Origin of the sequence: Kitasatospora sp. NPDC001540 (assembly GCF_042894345.1) — a bacterium.
Lineage (GTDB): Bacteria > Actinomycetota > Actinomycetes > Streptomycetales > Streptomycetaceae > Kitasatospora > Kitasatospora phosalacinea_C.
In genome coordinates, this window is sequence record NZ_JBIAVO010000015.1 from 30,679 (window position 1) to 45,276 (window position 14,598).

Here is a 14,598-nt window from a genome sequence, read left to right on the forward strand (position 1 = left end):
AACCGGGCGGTTCAGGCGCAGAGTTCGGAGGCCGTCACCGCGTGCAGGCCCTGTTCCGCGAGGCCGTCCAGGATGGCGGGCAGGGCGGTGACCGTGCCCGGGTGCCCCATGTGCAGGGCGACCACCGAACCGGCGGCGGCCGTCTTCAGCACTCGGCGGGTCACCGTCTCCGCACCCGGGTCCGCGTAATCGCGCGGGTCGACGTCGAAGGACAGCACGTGCGCGTAACCGACCTGCTGCGCCTGCTCCTTGACCATCGCGTTCGCGTACTGCGCCGCGGACGGCCGGAACCAGCGGCCGATCGAACCGGTCAGGTGCTGCAGCCGCTGCGCGCACTGCGCTATCTCCTCGCGCGCCTGCTCCGGGCGCATCGAGCAGATGTCCAGGTGGTTCTGGGTGTGGTTGCCCAACTCGTGGCCGCCGGACAGGATCCGCTGCGCGATCTGCGGCTGCTCGTCCAGCCAACTGCCCACCGCCAGCACGGTCAGCCGGGCGCCGCGCTGCTCGGCGGCCTCCAGCAGCGCGGTGGCGATCGCCGGGTCGCCCTGGCCGTGGAAGGTCAGCGCCAACTGCGGCTTGCTGCGCGGGCCGGTCACCACCTCCAGCGGGGTGTCCGGGGCCAGCGGGGGCAGGGCGAACGGGGTGGCGGTGGGGGAGGGGGCCGGGGACGTGGGGACGGAGGCGGAGGCCGAGGCGCTGGGGCTGGGGCTGGGGCTGGGCGACTCGGTCAGGTGCGCGGGCTGTGGACGGGCCGCCACCGAGGGGCCGCTCGCGCCGCGGCCGTCGGAGGGGCCGCCGCACGCGGCGACGAGGCCGCCGGCGGCGCTCAACGCGGCCAGGCGGGAGGCGGAACGCAGAACACTGCGGCGGTCGACTGTCATCGCGGCCCAGCCTAAGCGGACGTTTCGGCGCGGCGGCAACGGGTGCGGCCCGGACGAGTGGCGGGGCGGTGCGGGGAGGTGCGGGGAGGTGGTGCGGGTTGGTGGTGCACGGAGGGGGCGCGCGGGGGTGGTGTGCCGGGTGTCGGCGGCGTGTCGGGCGGTGTACCGGGTTGGTGTGCCGGGTGGGCGTCGGTGGAGGTCAGGCGGGGTGGCGGGCGGGGCGGCGGGTGGTGGTGCCGAAGAGCAGGGCGGCGGTGACCAGGGCGGCGCCGAGGAGTTGCGGCAGGGTGGGGGCGGTCGCGGTCAGGAGCGCGCCGGAGAGCGTCGCGGTGAGCGGGATCAGGCCGCCGAACAGGCCCGCGCGGTCCGCGGGGAGCACGGTCAGCGCGGAGTACCAGAGCAGGAACGCGCCGCAGGTCAGGACCGCGCCGAGGTACAGCAGGGCGAGCAGCTCCCCGCCGGTGGGCACCCGCAGCGCCGACGGGGAGAGCGCGGCCACCGCGGCGAACAGCGGCACCGCGAGCACCGTCGTGTACGCGGACACCCGGACCGGTCCCAGCCGCGGCAGCAGCGGGACGGCCAGCAGCGAGAAGGACGCCTCGCACAGCAGCGTCCCGGTCGCGAACAGCAGACCGAGCGCGTCGCCGTGGCCGAAGCCCTGGGTGAGCGCCGCGCCGCACACCACCAGGGCCGCCGCCGCGAGCAGCCGCCCCGCCGGGCGGCGGCGGGCCAGCAGCGGACCGGCGACGCCCAGCAGCAGCGGGGTGCAGCCGACCACGCTGCCGACCACCGCCGGGTCGGTGTGCCGCAGCGCCGCGACCAGCAGCAGGTTGAACCCGAACAGGCCGGTGCCGGACAGCGCCAGCAGCAGGAGCAGTTCACGGCCGGTCAGGCGGTGCGCGAGCCGCGGGCGGCGGCGGGCCAGCGGCAGCAGGATCGCCGCGGCCAGGGCGTAGCGCAGGGCCTGGCCGCCCGCCACCGGGTAGGCGGCGAAGGCGGCGCTCACGCCGGTGGACGCGCCGAGCAGGGACATCGCGGCGGCCGCGCGGGCGGAGCCGGGCGCCACGGTGGGGGCGGTGACGGAGGTGGTGGTGACCATGGGTGCGACGCTAGGAGCGGAGTGGTTCGGTTTCCAGGGCCACTCGGTGAGTGCTGGAGAGGACCAATCGGAGCAGGTAGGTTGAGGGGCCTGCCGAGGCGGCACGCAGCAGCTCGGACTTCCGGTGGGCTCCGGTCGGTGGTGGCTCGGGTCGCCGTTCCCCGGGCCCCTGGCGGTCCCTTCGACGGCTGGGAGGCTTACGGGATGCGGGAGTTGCTGGTCACGCTGGGGGACGGCGGCGGGGATCTGGCCGGGCGGCTGACCCGGGAGTTGCGGGCGGCGGTGCGGGACGGGCGCCTGGTGGCGGGGGAGCGACTGCCCGCGAGCCGGTCGCTGGCGGCCCAACTGGGCGTCTCGCGCGGGGTGGTGGTCGAGGCGTACGAGCAACTCGCCGCCGAGGGCTACCTGGTGGGGCGGCGGGGGTCGGGGACCAGGGTCGCGGACGGGGTGGCGGCCGAGTCGCCGCAGGCCGACGTCCGGGTGGCGGCGGCCGAGCCGCGGTACGACCTGAAGCCGGGCTCGCCCGACCTGGGGGCCTTCCCGCGGGCGGCCTGGGCGGGGGCGGTGCGACGGGCGCTGCAGGGCGCCGCGAACCGGGACCTCGGGTACGGCGACCCGGCCGGACTGCCGCAGCTGCGAAGGGAGTTGGCGGCGTACCTGGGTCGGGTGCGGGCGGTGGCCGCGCCGCCGGAGCGGGTGACGGTGGTCAGCGGGGTCGGGCAGGGGCTGGCGCTGCTCACGCAGGTGCTGGCCCGGCACGGGCGGCGGCGGATCGCGCTGGAGGACCCGGGTTCGCCCGGCACGCTGGAGCTGCTGCGCGCCCACGGCGTCGAGCCGGTCGGCGTACCGGTCGACCAGGAGGGTTTGGTGGTGAGGGAGTTGGCGGCGAGTGGGGCGGGGGTGGTGCTGGTCACGCCCGCCCACCAGTACCCCACCGGGGTCGCGCTGTCGGCCCGCCGCCGGGGCGAACTCGCCGCCTGGGCAAGGGAGGGCGGGCTGGTGGTGGAGGACGACTACGACGCGGAGTTCCGCTACGACCGCGAACCGCTGGGCGCCGTCCAGGGGTTGGCGCCGGAGCGGACGGTCTACCTGGGTTCGCTCAGCAAGACCCTGGCGCCCGGGCTGCGGCTCGGCTGGGCGGTGCTGCCCGGGTGGCTCGCCGTGGACGTCCGGGAGGCCAAGCGGTACGCCGACCTCGGCACCGGTGCGATCGACCAACTCGCCTTCGCCGCACTGCTGGAGGGCGGCGGCTACGACCGCCACCTGCGCGCCGTGCGCCCCCGCTACCGGGCCCGCCGCGACGCGCTGGTCGCCGCCCTGCGCGAGCACCTCCCGCAGGCCCGGCTGCACGGTGTCGCCGCCGGGTTGCACCTGTACGTCGAACTGCCGCCCGGGGTGGGCGAGTCGGGGTTCGTCGCGGCGGCGCTGCGGCGCGGGGTGCGGGTGGCCGCCGTCGCCCCCGGGCGACTCGGGCCGGGCCCGGCGGCGGTCACGCTCGGCTACGCCGGGCTCGCCGAGCAGCGGCTGCGCGAGGCGGCGGCGCTGCTGGGCGAGGCGTACCGGGAGGTGGGGTCGGGGCGGGAGGCGGGCCCGGGGGCGGGGTGGCCGGTCGTCAGGTGAGCGGGGGGACCCGGTCGGCGGCGATCACGACCACGACCGCCACCACGGCCAGCACCGCGAGCAGGTTGATCGACTGGACGAGCCCGCGCTGCTGCCGCGGCGCGTAGCCGAGGGCCGCGCCCGCGGCCAGACCGGTGAGCAGGCCGCCCAGGTGGCCCTGCCAGGAGGTGAAGCTCATCGACAGCACCATCCACACCACGAAGGACACCATCAACTGGCTCCCGCCGAGCGGGTCGTAGCCCTGGCGGCGGCTCAGCACCCAGTACCCGCCGACCAGGCCGAAGATCGCGCCGGACGCGCCCAGCGTCAGGTCGCCCGGGGCGAGCAGGTACTCCGTGGCGGCGGCGCCCAGCGCGGACAGCAGGTACAGCGCCAGGAAGCGCAGCACGCCGAGCCGGTTCTCGACCACCCGGCCGAGCATCCACAGCCAGTACAGGTTGCTCAGGATGTGCAGGACGCCGATCGGCGACGCGGTCGGTTCGAGGTGGACGAACGCGTTGGTGATCAGCCGGTACCACTCGCCGTGCGCCACGCCCGACAGGTGGTAGACGTACGTGGCCGGGTCGGCGTCCTCCGGCACGAACGCGCCCGAGCCCAGCATCCCGAACCGCTGGACGACCGTCTCCGGCCGGGCCAGTTCGACCAGGTAGGCGGCCACGTTCAGCGCGATCAGCACGATCGTCGCGTACGGGCGGCTGGTGATCCGGCCGCCGAACGCCGTGCGGGCCCGGCGGGTGCCCTGGTGGCCGGACTTGACGCACTCCACGCACTGGTAGCCGACCGCCGCCTCGCGCCGGCAGTCCGGGCAGGCGTTGCGGTCGCAGCGGGTGCAGCGGACGTACGACTCCCGGCCGGGATGCCGGAAGCAGACGGGCGCCGGTGCCTCGGGAGCGGTGGCTCCCGGGGCAGGCTGTGTGGTGTCCATGACAGTGCCTCCCCTGGCGGTGGTGCTCGACCGCGGAGGCGTCCACGGCGATGGTCCACAGCGAAACGGCGCTCACCCTAGAGCACCGCGGGGACAGTGCGTACACCAGGGGAGCGTCGAGGGCTCCGGGCGGTGGTCCGGGCCTGGGGCGGGCGTGGTTCGGGCGGTGGTCCGGGCCGCGGCGGGAGGCGAGGTGCCGGGGTCAGCGGCGGGTGGCGCTCAGCACCGTGAACTTCGGACTGCCCGCCACCGTTCGGCAGCCGCCGAACAGTCGGCGCAGCGTGACGTGGTAGCCGAGGTGGCGGTTGCCGACCACCCGCAGTTCGCCGCCCGGGCGCAGGACGCGGCGGGCTCCGGTGAACATGCGGTGGGCGATGGCGTTGGTGGTGGCCTGGTGGGAGTGGAACGGGGGGTTCAGCAGGACCAGGTCGGCGGAGGCGGTCGGGACGTCGGCCAGGGCGTCGCCGACCAGGAACTCGGCGGGGCGCTCCGGGCCCAGGTTGGTCCGGAAGGTCTCCTCGGCGGAGGCGACGGCCTGGAACGACTCGTCCACGAAGAGGAGTTCGGCCCGCGGGTCGGCGAGCGCGGCCGCCGTGCCGACGATGCCGTTGCCGCAGCCCAGGTCGACCACCCGGCGCGGGGTGCCGGTCGGCTCCGGCAGGTGCTGGAGGAAGAAGCGGGTGCCGATGTCGAGGCGGTCCGCGCAGAACACGCCCGCCTGGTTGGCGACCTGACGGCCCGACAGGACGCCGATGCCGTCCGGGAGCCGGTACCGCAGCGGCCACGGGTTGGCCGGGCGGACGAGGTCCGGCGCCGGGGTGGTGTGGATCAGGCGGGCCTTGCGGACCGCCAGCGAGGTGCGGGTCGGGCCGAGGATCCGCTCGAAGAGGTTCAGGGTGGAGGTGTGGATCTCGGTGACCATGCCGGTGCCCGCCACGACCGTGCCCTCGTGCACGGCCGGGGCCAGCCGGTGCAACTGGTCCTCCAGCAGCGCCAGGCTCTTCGGGACGCGCACCAGCAGCACGTCGATCCGCGACGGCGGGGCGTCCTGGGTGCTGCGGACCGCGACGGCGGACGGGGCGAGGCCGTTGCGGGCCAGGTTCGCGGCGATCGCGTGCGAGGCCAGGTACGAGTCGGTGACCGCGGTGAGCGCGCCCGCCTTCGGGGCCAGCGCGGTCGACAGCGCGCCCCAGCGGTCGCCCAGGACGGTGACGGCCCCGTCCAGCGGCACCGCCTCCTCGTGCAGGTGTCGCAGCAGGTAGTCGTCGGCGGCGTCCCAGGCGCGCAGCTGCTCGCGCGGATCCTCCGGGAAACGGGCCAGCTCGAACTCGCCCCAGGCGGTGGTGAAACAGTTCATCGTGCCCCCAGGCTAGCGGAGGGCGGTGTGGTGACAGACGGTGCCGACGCGATGGCGGAGGGTGAAGTGGAGCGACGGGAACGGGTGGTCGGGGCGGTGCTCGGCTCGGCGGTCGGGGACGCGCTCGGCGCCCCCTTCGAGTTCGGCCCGGCCGGGGCGTTCGGGGAGCGCTTCCCCGGCGCGGCCGCGATGTGCGGCGGCGGGGGGTGGGAGGTCGGTGAGGCCACCGACGACACCCAGATGGCCGTCCACCTCGGCGAATCGCTGCTGGCCGCGGGCGGACTCGACCTGCCCGAGATGTTCGAACGCTTCCGGGGTGGGCGGCGGGCGACCCCAAGGACATCGGCATCCAGACCGAGATCGTGCTCGGCAGCGGACTGCCCTGGGACCTCGCCGCCGCGATCCACTTCCAGACCGAGGGCCGGGCCGCGGGCAACGGCGCCCTCATGCGGGCCGTCACCGGCGCCGTCCGGTTCGCCCCGCGAGGGCGCGAGGTGACGATGGACGCCGCCCGACGGATCACCGCGCTCACCCACGGGGACGGCGCCGCCTGGGAGGGGACCGCGATCCTCCACGAGTTGCTGCGGGTCGCCCTCGACGGCGGCGACCCGCTGGCGGCGGTGCCGGAGACGCTCGCGCAGGTCCGGGCGGAGCACCGGGAACGCTGGGCCCGGGTGCTGGACGCGCACTGGCGGCCGGAGCAGGCGACCGAGGGCAACGGCGCCGTGTGGGCCTGCCTCGGCTCCGCGCTCTGGGCGCTGCGCACCACCGGCGGCTTCTCCGACGCGCTGCGGGCGGTCATCGACCTCGGCGGCGACACCGACACCACGGCCGCCGTCACCGGGGGCCTCGCGGGGGCGGTGTACGGGGCGGGCGCCATCCCCGACGCCTGGCTGGAGCCGCTGCACGTGCCGCTGCCGCCGGGTGAACGGGTGCTGCGGGTGCGGGAGTTGACGGAGCTGGCGGTGCGACTGGACGCGGACGGGCGGGGAGGGAGGGACGGGGACGGGTCGTGAACGCGGCCCGGAGCCGGTGCGCGCTCCGGCGGTGAACCGTCAGGGCCCCGGGTCCGCCGTTCCCGGGGCACTGACGGGGCCTTCGTGGTGAGGCCCGTGCGGCGGGGGGCTCAGGCCAGGGTGGTGAGGCAGAACGGGTGTCCGGAGGGGTCGAGCAGGACGCGCCAGCGGTCGGGGGAGGGCTGGGTGTCGGGCTCGGTGGCGCCCAGCTTGAGCATGCGGGCGGTGGCGGCCTCCAGGTCGTCGACGCTGAACTCGAGGTGGGCGCGCTTCTCCTGGGCGGGGTCGGGCCAGGTGGGGCGCCGGTAGTCGGCGATGCGGGAGAAGCCGAGGCCGGGGGCGCCCTCGCGGCCGATCAGGACGAAGTCCTCGCCGGAGTAGACCGTCGGCAGGTCGAGGGCCTCGCCGTAGAAGCGGGCGAGTTCGGCCGGGTCGGGGCAGTCGAAGGTGACGGCGACGTAGCGGATCGCGGGCGTGGAGGCGTCGTTGGTGTCCATGGCTACGAGGCTAGGGGCCGACCAGGACAGGTTCGGTCCTGGTCGTGCGAGAGGATGGTGGACGTGCTCACCACGTCGGCGCGCCTGCTGCGCCTGGTCTCGTTGCTGGCCTCGCGGCCGTCCTGGACGTGCGGGGAACTCGCCGAGCGGATGGAGGTCACCGACCGCACGGTGCGCCGGGACGTCGCGCGGCTGCGGGAGCTCGGGTACGGGGTGGAGTCCGACCCGGGGCCCTGGGGCGGGTACCGGCTCAGCGGCGGTGCCCGCGCGCTGCCGCTGCTGCTGGACGACGAGGAGGCGCTGGCGGTGGCGGTGGCGCTGCGCGGGGCCGCGTTCAGCGGCGTGCTGGGCAGCGACCAGGCGGCACTGTCGGCGCTGCTGAAGCTGCGGCAGTCGCTGCCGCGGCGGGTCGCGGAGCGGCTCGCCGGGATGGACGCGACCTTCGTGCACGCGCACCGGCCCGGGGACCCGCAGATCGCCCCCGGGATGCTGCTGGAGCTGGCCGGGGCGTGCCGGGCCGGGGAGCGCGTCCGGCTGTCGTACCGCGACGGCGAGGGCCGGGACAGCGTCCGGGAGGTCGACCCGTACCGCCTGGTGCACAACGGGCGGCGCTGGTACTTCGTCGCGCTGGACGTGGCGCGGGGCGAGTGGCGGACCTTCCGGGCGGACCGGGTGGTGCAGGTGCGGGGGACGGGGCGGCCGGTGGCGGAGCAGGTCGAACCGCCCGACCCGGCGCTGCTGGTCGCCCGCAACACCGGGACCGGCCGGTACCCGGTGTACGCGTCGGTGCGCTTCCCGGTGCCGCCGGAGGAGGCGCTGCGGCTGGTCCCGGCCAGCGTCGGCACGCACCGCCCGGACGGGCCCGGGGCCTGCGTGGTCGAGATCGGCGGGCCCGACCCGGAGGGGCTGGCCCGCTACCTGCTGGGGCTGGCCGTCCCGCTGCGGGTGCTGGGCCCGCAGGAGGTGCGGCAGGCGCTGCTGCGCCTCCTGCGGGGCGTCGCGGAGGAGAACGGGGAGTGAGTCCCGTTCCCGTGCGGCTCAGGTGCGGGTGAGGACCAGGCTGGCGTTGTGGCCGCCGAAGCCGAAGGAGTTGGTGAGGGCGGCGGCGTGCGGGAGCGGACCGGCGGTGGTGAGCAGGTTCAGCGGGAGGAACTCCGGGTCGGGGTCGGTGAGGTTGCGGACGGCCGGGGCGTACTGGTGGTGGAGGGCGTAGGCGGTGGCGAGGGCGGCCAGGGCCCCGGCGGCGCCGAAGAGGTGGCCGGTCATCGACTTGGTGGCGGTCACGGCGGGGCGGTGCGGGCCGAAGACCCGGGTGAGCGTCTCGGCCTCGGTGAGGTCGCCCTTGGGGGTGGAGGTGGCGTGGGCGTGGACCAGGCCGACGGCCTCGGGGGCCAGCCCGGCGTCGGCGAGGGCGCCGCGGACGGCGCGGGTCTGGCCGTCGGGGTGCCCGGCGGTGATGTGGTGGGCGTCGGAGGTGACGGCGGCGCCCGCGAGGGTGGCGTAGCGGCGGGCGCCGGGGCGCAGGCTCGCGCGTTCGAGGACGAGCACCGCGGCGCCCTCGGCGATGACGAAGCCGTCGCGTCCGGAGTCGAAGGGGCGGGAGGCGCGGGCCGGGTCGTCGTTGCGCAGGGAGTGCGCGCGGGCCTGGGCGAACCCGGCCAGCGGCAGGGGGTGCAGGCAGGCCTCGGTGCCGCCGGCCACGACCACGTCGGCGCGGCCGAGGCGGATCAGGTCGAGCCCGAGGGCGACCGCCTCGGCGCCGGAGGCGCAGGCGCTGACGGGGGTGTGGGCGCCGGCCCGGGCGCCGAGGTCGATGGAGACCCAGGCGGCGGGGCCGTTGGCCATCAGCATCGGGACGGTGTGCGGGGAGACCTTGCGGACGCCGGAGCGCTCCAGGACGTCGTCCTGGTCGAGCATGGTGACCGCGCCGCCGGTGCCGGTGCCGATCACCACGGCCAGCCGCTCGCCTTCGACGTCCGGGCGTCCGGCGTCGGCCCAGGCCTCGCGGGCGGCGATCAGGGCGAGCTGCTCGCTGCGGTCGAGGCGGCGGGCCTCGATCCGGTCGAGGACCTCGGAGGGTTCGACGGCGAGCTGTCCGGCGATCCGGATCGGCAGGTCGGCGGCCCAGGCGTGGTCGAGGGCGCGGATGCCGTTGTGCCCTTCGCACATGGCCCGCCAGGTGGCGGGGGCGGTTCCGCCGAGCGGGGTGGTGGCCCCGAGGCCGGAGACCACGACGGTGTCGTATTCGGTGCGCATGGCGATACTCCCGTTGTGATGGCAGCACAATGATCGGGCTGTCCGGCGGTCGGCCGGACGATCCGATGCCGCCCACTCTGCCAAGGGAAACGGGCGCGGAAGGCTGCCGGGCGCGACCGAGTCGGGCACGGTGATCTTGTAGGTTCACTACAAGGCGAGCTGACCTGACGTCAGGGCAGGAGGGTGCGGGCCCGGGCCAGCAGGGCGGTCAGCGCGAGGTCGAAGGCGGCCTCGCTGCGCCCCGGTCCGGCGGCGCGCAGGGCCTCGGCGAGGCGGGGGGTGTCGGCGGTCGGGTCCCAGACCGTCTCGGGGGCGGCGAGGTCGAGCACCGAGCCGAGCACCAGGTTCTCCACGGCGGTCAGCAGCGGCATCGCGACGGGCGGCGGGAGGCCGCTCTCCAGCAGCAGGGCGACGGCCCGCTCGTACTGGGCCAGCACCTCGGGGGCGGCCACCTGGCTGGTGGTCAGCAGCAGGATGGTGCGCGGGTGGGCGGCGAACGCGGCGCGGTAGGAGCGGGCCCAGGCCTCCAGGGCGACGTCCCAGGGGCGCAGGTCGAGGGTGGCGAGGTCGATCGCGGCGGAGACCTGGACGCGCAGCAGCTCGACGATCCCGGCCCGCCCGTCCACGTGGTGGTAGACGGAGGCGGTCTGCACGCCGAGGCGGCGGGCGATCTGCGGGACGCTGAAGTCGCCGCTCTCGTCGACCAGGGCCAGCGCGGTCGCGCCGATCCTCGCTCGGTCGAGCAAGGCCTTGCTCGGTCGTCCCACCGGTGCCGTCCCCCGTCGTGTCCTGCCTGCGTGTCGCTCGCCCGTGGGCCGTGACCTCGGAATCCGGGTCTTCCCAGAGGGTAGTGCGCCGGGCTAGGGTGCGGAAACCATCAACCTTTAGGTTTATGGTCGTCCGCAGTCGGGACCACCAGCCGGACTCCCCACCCGGCCGCCAGAAGGGCACTCCCATGACCGAAACCCCCCACCCCGCCGCGGGCGGCGCCCCCACGCTGCGCCGCGGCAGCCTCGGCACCGCCGACATCGCCTTCTTCGTGGTCTCCGCCGCCGCCCCGCTCACCGTGATGGCCGGCGTCGCCCCGCTCGCCCTGCTGGTCGGCGGCATCGGCGCCCCCGTCGGCTACCTCGCCGCGGGCGTCACGCTGGCCGTCTTCGCGGTCGGCTTCACCACCATGAGCCGCCACGTCCGCAACGCGGGCGGCTTCTACGCGTACATCACCCAGGGCCTCGGCCGCCCCGCCGGGTTCGGCGCCGCGCTGCTCGCCCTGCTCGGCTACCTCGGCATGAACATCGGCGTCTTCGGCCTGCTCGGCTCCGCCACCAGGGACACCGTCCAGGCCCTCACCGGCCACCAGGTCCCCTGGCTGCTGCCCGCGCTGATCGGGCTGGTGGTGATCTGGTACGGCGGCTTCCGCTCCATCGACTTCGGCGCCAAGCTGCTCGGCGTCCTGCTGCTCGCCGAGACCGGCATCCTGGTGCTGCTCGCCGCCGCCGTGCTGCTCAAGGGCGGCGCGCACGGCCTGAGCCTGCACTCCTTCGCCCCCGGCAACGTCCTCACCGGCGGCATGCCCGGCGTCCTGGCGATGGCCTTCGCCGCGTTCACCGGCTTCGAGTCCACCGTCATCTACCGCCGCGAGGCCCGCGACCCCGACCGCACCGTCCCGCGCGCCACCTACCTGGCCGTCGCCTTCCTCGGCCTGTTCTACGCCTTCGTGGTGTGGATGGTCGTCCAGGCGTACGGCGACGCCGAGGTCGTCGCGGCCGCCGCCCAGGACCCGGGCGGGCTCTTCTTCACCGCCATCGACCGGTACGTGGGCGCCTGGGCCGCCGACCTGATGCACGTCCTGATCGTCACCAGCATCCTGGCCTCGCTGCTGGCCTTCCACAACGCCACCAGCCGCTACGGACTCGCCCTCGCCGAGGAGGGCCTGCTGCCCCGCGCGCTCGGCCGGATCCACCCCCGGCACCGCTCCCCGTACCTCTCCGGCATCGCGCAGAGCGTGCTCGCCCTGGTCGTCGTGGTGGTGTTCGCCGCCGCCGGGGCCGACCCCTACACCCAACTGCTGCTGTGGGTGAACACCCCCGGCATGCTCGCCCTGGTCGCGCTGCAACTGCTCGCCGCCCTCGCCGTGCCCTGCTGGTTCCGGCGCCGCCCCGGCCACGGCGAGGGCGTGCTGCGCACCGTCGTCGCGCCCGTCGTCGCCGCGGTGCTGCTGAGCGGCGCGCTCTGGCTGGTCGTCGACCACATCGAGCTGCTGACCGGCGCCTCCGCCACCGTCAACCGCGTCCTGGTCCTGATCGTCCCCGCCGTCCTCGCCGCCGGCCTGCTGTACGCGCTGCGCACCCGGGCCCGCCGGCCCGAGGTGTACGCCGCGTTCGGCGCCGAACCGGTCGAAGCGGCCGAACCGGTGGAAGCGGCCGATTCGGCGGGACCGGTCGGGGACGCGTCGCTGGACGCCCGGTCCCCGGCGGCCGGCGCGGTCTGACCCGCACCCGCACCCGCACCCGCTGACCGAACCACCCTCGTACCACCAGGAGTTCACCGTGTCGCCCGACACCATCGTCCTCGCCCGCACCGTCCACACCCTCGACGACGCCGCCGTCCCCGGCGCCACCGCGGTCGCCGTCGCGGACGGGCTGATCACCGCCGTCGGCAGCGCCGCCGACGCCCGCGACTGGCGCGGCCCCGGCACCGAGGTGATCGACCTCGGCGACGCCACCCTCGTCCCCGGGCTGGTCGACGGCCACAGCCACCCCGCGCTCGGGCTCGAACTCTCCACCGGCGCCGACCTGTCCGCCGTCCGCGACCTGGACGGCCTGCGCGCCGCCCTCGCCCGGGCCGAGCGCCTCGACGGCTGGGTGCTCGCCTGGAACCTCGACCACAACGCGTTCGGCGACCACCCCGTCCACCGCTCCGTGATCGAGGACGTGCTCGGCCCCGACACCCCCGCCTTCATCCGCCTCTACGACGGCCACTCCGCCCTCGCCACCGGCGCCGCCCTGCGCGCCGCCCGGGTCACCGGCCCGCGCACCTTCGCCCAGCGCGCCACCGTCGTCTGCGACCCCGACGGCACCCCCACCGGCCACCTGATCGAACACGCCGCGATGGACCTGGTCACCGCCGTCATGCCCAGCCTCCCGCTGGACCGACGCCGGGACGCCCTGCACGAGTTGCTGCTGCGGATGGCCGCCGGTGGGCTCGCCGGAGCGCACGTGATGGACGCCGGGGGAGACATCCTGGAACTCGTCCGCGCCATCGAGGACACCCGCCACCTGCCGCTGCGCCTGCGTATCGCGCCCTGGTGCATGCCCGGGATCGGCGCCGAAGGGCTGAAGGAACTCGCCGCGCTGCAGGGGGAGTCCGGGCGCAACTGGCTGGTCGGCGGCGTCAAGCTGTTCGTCGACGGCACCGTGGAGGGCGGCTCGGCCTGGCTGGAACGCCCCGACTGCCACGGCGAGGGAACGGCCGCGCTCTGGCTCGACCCTGCCGAATACACCGACGTGGTACGCCAGTTGGACGCGTACGGGGTGCGCACCGCAACCCACGCGATCGGCGACGCGGGCGTCCGGCACGTGCTGGACACCGTCGCCGCGCTGCCCGGGCAGGGCCGCGGGCGGCACCGGATCGAGCACATCGAGACCCTCGGCGACGAACAGGCCCGCCGATTCGCCCGGTTGGGCGTCCCCGCCTCCATGCAGCCCACCCACTCCGCGTACACCCGGGCCGACCACACCGACGCCTGGTCCACCCGCCTCGGCACCGAACGCGCCGAACGCGCCTGGATCTGCCGCACCCTGCGCGACACCGGCGCCACCCTCGCCCTCGGTTCCGACTGGCCCATCGCCCACCACGACCCGCGCGGCGTCCTCGCCTACGCCCAACTGCGCCGCCACGCGGGCACCGACACCGCGCCCGTCAACCCCGGCCAGGCGCTCACCGCCCTGATGGCCCTGGAGGGCTACACCACCCACGCCGCCCGCGCCGCAGGGGAGTTCGACCGCACCGGGCGGATCGCCCCCGGGCTGCGCGCCGACCTCACCGCCTTCGCCCTCGACCCGCTCGCCACCGACCCCGACGCGTTCGCCGGTACGGCGGTGCCGCTCACCATGTCCAACGGAGTGGTCACCAACCGGGTTGCTGCGTAGCGGAGTTCAAGCCCCGCTCCGGTTCGCTCCAGGAGGGCGGGGCAGGTCGAGGTAGGCGTGCAGGGCGGCCGCGCCCGCGAGCAGGGCGCGGCCGCGGGCGGTGAGGCGGTCCTGCCAGGCGGCCAGGGTCGGGCGGAGCGCCTCCGGGGAACCGGCGGTGCGCAGCCGGTGCAGGATCTCGGCGGTCCGGGCCAGGCCGTGGCCGCCGCGCCGCAACTGCTCGGCGAGCAGCAACTCGCGGACCTGCTCGGGCGCGTAGACCCGGTAGCCGGTGCGGGCGTCCCGGGACGGGGTGACCAGGCCCGCGCGCTCCCACTCGCGCAGGGTGGCCGGGTGCAGGCCGAGCCGGTGGGCGAGCGGCCCGATGTGCGTGCCGGTGGTCGATCCTCCGGTCGCGGGTCCGTCGGCCGTGGGCTCGTCGGCCCCGGCGGGCGGCAGGTGGTCGAGGGCGGTGCGGACGGCCTCCAGGGTGCGACGGTCCTCGGCCAGCAGGGCGTGGCCCTCGTCGACCAGGCGCAGCGCCTCCGGCAGGGCGTCCGCGTGGACGGCGCGCATGATCGCGGTCGCGGCCTGGTGGCCGTACCCCGGTAGCAGCGCCAGGAAGGCCCGCAGCGCGACCGCGTGGCGCTCGTCGTAGCGCCGGTACCCGTGCGCGGAACGGGCGGCGGGCGGCAGGACGCCCGCTTCCTCGTAGTTGCGCACCGCCTGGGTGGACAGGCCGTGCTCGCGGGCCAGATCGATCGGGCGCAGTGCCATGGTGGTTGAAGCTTTTCTGCTCGTTCTCCGGGCTGAGAAC

Annotated in this window: 12 protein-coding genes and 1 pseudogene; 5 read left to right on the forward strand and 8 right to left on the reverse strand. The window is 75.8% G+C overall.

What is annotated here, in order from left to right; genetic code table 11:
- Positions 1-11 precede the first annotated feature (11 nt).
- Both ACFY00_RS19130 and ACFY00_RS19135 read right to left on the reverse strand, forming a co-directional pair.
- Complete coding sequence (locus ACFY00_RS19130) at positions 12-881, reverse strand: polysaccharide deacetylase family protein (protein ID WP_388032676.1); 870 nt, start codon at positions 879-881, stop codon at positions 12-14.
- A gap of 199 nt (positions 882-1,080) precedes the next feature.
- The gene (locus ACFY00_RS19135) at positions 1,081-1,980 is read right to left on the reverse strand and encodes a DMT family transporter (RefSeq protein WP_388032677.1); all 900 of its coding nucleotides are present in this window, start codon (positions 1,978-1,980) and stop codon (positions 1,081-1,083) included.
- 204 nt (positions 1,981-2,184) lie between these two features.
- On the opposite strand from ACFY00_RS19135, the gene ACFY00_RS19140 reads away from it, so the two are divergent.
- Positions 2,185-3,600, forward strand: a complete 1,416-nt coding sequence (locus tag ACFY00_RS19140; RefSeq protein ID WP_388032678.1) for a PLP-dependent aminotransferase family protein — start codon at positions 2,185-2,187, stop codon at positions 3,598-3,600.
- On the opposite strand, the gene ACFY00_RS19145 is transcribed toward ACFY00_RS19140, so the two are convergent.
- Together ACFY00_RS19145 and ACFY00_RS19150 are read right to left on the reverse strand one after the other, a co-directional pair.
- On the reverse strand, positions 3,593-4,525 hold the full coding sequence (locus ACFY00_RS19145) for a rhomboid family intramembrane serine protease (RefSeq protein ID WP_388032679.1): 933 nt from the start codon (positions 4,523-4,525) through the stop codon (positions 3,593-3,595). The genes ACFY00_RS19140 and ACFY00_RS19145 overlap by 8 nt on opposite strands.
- A gap of 202 nt (positions 4,526-4,727) precedes the next feature.
- Entirely contained in the window at positions 4,728-5,882 is a 1,155-nt protein-coding gene (locus ACFY00_RS19150; RefSeq protein WP_388032680.1) for a methyltransferase, read from the reverse strand.
- A 51-nt stretch (positions 5,883-5,933) separates the two neighbouring features.
- Here ACFY00_RS19150 and ACFY00_RS19155 point away from each other — a divergent pair.
- Positions 5,934-6,898, forward strand: a pseudogene (locus tag ACFY00_RS19155) (ADP-ribosylglycohydrolase family protein).
- Between the two features lie 110 nt (positions 6,899-7,008).
- On the opposite strand, the gene ACFY00_RS19160 reads toward ACFY00_RS19155, so the two are convergent.
- Positions 7,009-7,395 carry a VOC family protein gene (locus ACFY00_RS19160; RefSeq protein WP_388032681.1) on the reverse strand — a complete coding sequence of 129 codons (387 nt, stop codon included), beginning with the start codon at positions 7,393-7,395 and terminating at the stop codon, positions 7,009-7,011.
- A gap of 54 nt (positions 7,396-7,449) precedes the next feature.
- Here ACFY00_RS19160 and ACFY00_RS19165 point away from each other — a divergent pair, with 54 nt between their 5' ends.
- Positions 7,450-8,415, forward strand: a complete 966-nt coding sequence (locus tag ACFY00_RS19165) for a helix-turn-helix transcriptional regulator (protein ID WP_388032682.1) — start codon at positions 7,450-7,452, stop codon at positions 8,413-8,415.
- A gap of 18 nt (positions 8,416-8,433) precedes the next feature.
- Here ACFY00_RS19165 and ACFY00_RS19170 read toward each other — a convergent pair whose 3' ends face one another.
- Positions 8,434-9,651: a beta-ketoacyl-[acyl-carrier-protein] synthase family protein gene (locus tag ACFY00_RS19170; RefSeq protein ID WP_388032683.1), complete on the reverse strand. Its 1,218-nt coding sequence runs from the start codon at positions 9,649-9,651 to the stop codon at positions 8,434-8,436.
- A gap of 170 nt (positions 9,652-9,821) precedes the next feature.
- Positions 9,822-10,418 (reverse strand): TetR/AcrR family transcriptional regulator, encoded by a 597-nt coding sequence (locus tag ACFY00_RS19175; protein ID WP_388032684.1) that lies wholly within the window; start codon positions 10,416-10,418, stop codon positions 9,822-9,824.
- 188 nt (positions 10,419-10,606) lie between these two features.
- Here ACFY00_RS19175 and ACFY00_RS19180 point away from each other — a divergent pair, with 188 nt between their 5' ends.
- A complete protein-coding gene (locus tag ACFY00_RS19180) occupies positions 10,607-12,142 on the forward strand; it encodes an APC family permease (protein WP_388032685.1) in 1,536 nt (511 codons plus the stop codon).
- A 58-nt stretch (positions 12,143-12,200) separates the two neighbouring features.
- Complete coding sequence (locus tag ACFY00_RS19185) at positions 12,201-13,802, forward strand: amidohydrolase (RefSeq protein ID WP_388032686.1); 1,602 nt, start codon at positions 12,201-12,203, stop codon at positions 13,800-13,802.
- A 6-nt stretch (positions 13,803-13,808) separates the two neighbouring features.
- On the opposite strand, the gene ACFY00_RS19190 is transcribed toward ACFY00_RS19185, so the two are convergent.
- A complete protein-coding gene (locus ACFY00_RS19190) occupies positions 13,809-14,558 on the reverse strand; it encodes a MerR family transcriptional regulator (protein ID WP_388032687.1) in 750 nt (249 codons plus the stop codon).
- Between the last annotated feature and the right edge of the window lie 40 nt (positions 14,559-14,598).

Coding starts and splice junctions, on each gene's coding strand:
- ACFY00_RS19140 (WP_388032678.1), top strand. CDS start 2,185: ATGCGGGAGTTGCTGGTCACGCTGGGGGACGGCGGCGGGGATCTGGCC.
- ACFY00_RS19165 (WP_388032682.1), top strand. CDS start 7,450: ATGGTGGACGTGCTCACCACGTCGGCGCGCCTGCTGCGCCTGGTCTCG.
- ACFY00_RS19150 (WP_388032680.1), bottom strand. CDS start 5,882: ATGAACTGTTTCACCACCGCCTGGGGCGAGTTCGAGCTGGCCCGTTTC.
- ACFY00_RS19180 (WP_388032685.1), top strand. CDS start 10,607: ATGACCGAAACCCCCCACCCCGCCGCGGGCGGCGCCCCCACGCTGCGC.
- ACFY00_RS19135 (WP_388032677.1), bottom strand. CDS start 1,980: ATGGTCACCACCACCTCCGTCACCGCCCCCACCGTGGCGCCCGGCTCC.
- ACFY00_RS19160 (WP_388032681.1), bottom strand. CDS start 7,395: ATGGACACCAACGACGCCTCCACGCCCGCGATCCGCTACGTCGCCGTC.
- ACFY00_RS19190 (WP_388032687.1), bottom strand. CDS start 14,558: ATGGCACTGCGCCCGATCGATCTGGCCCGCGAGCACGGCCTGTCCACC.
- ACFY00_RS19170 (WP_388032683.1), bottom strand. CDS start 9,651: ATGCGCACCGAATACGACACCGTCGTGGTCTCCGGCCTCGGGGCCACC.
- ACFY00_RS19130 (WP_388032676.1), bottom strand. CDS start 881: ATGACAGTCGACCGCCGCAGTGTTCTGCGTTCCGCCTCCCGCCTGGCC.
- ACFY00_RS19145 (WP_388032679.1), bottom strand. CDS start 4,525: ATGGACACCACACAGCCTGCCCCGGGAGCCACCGCTCCCGAGGCACCG.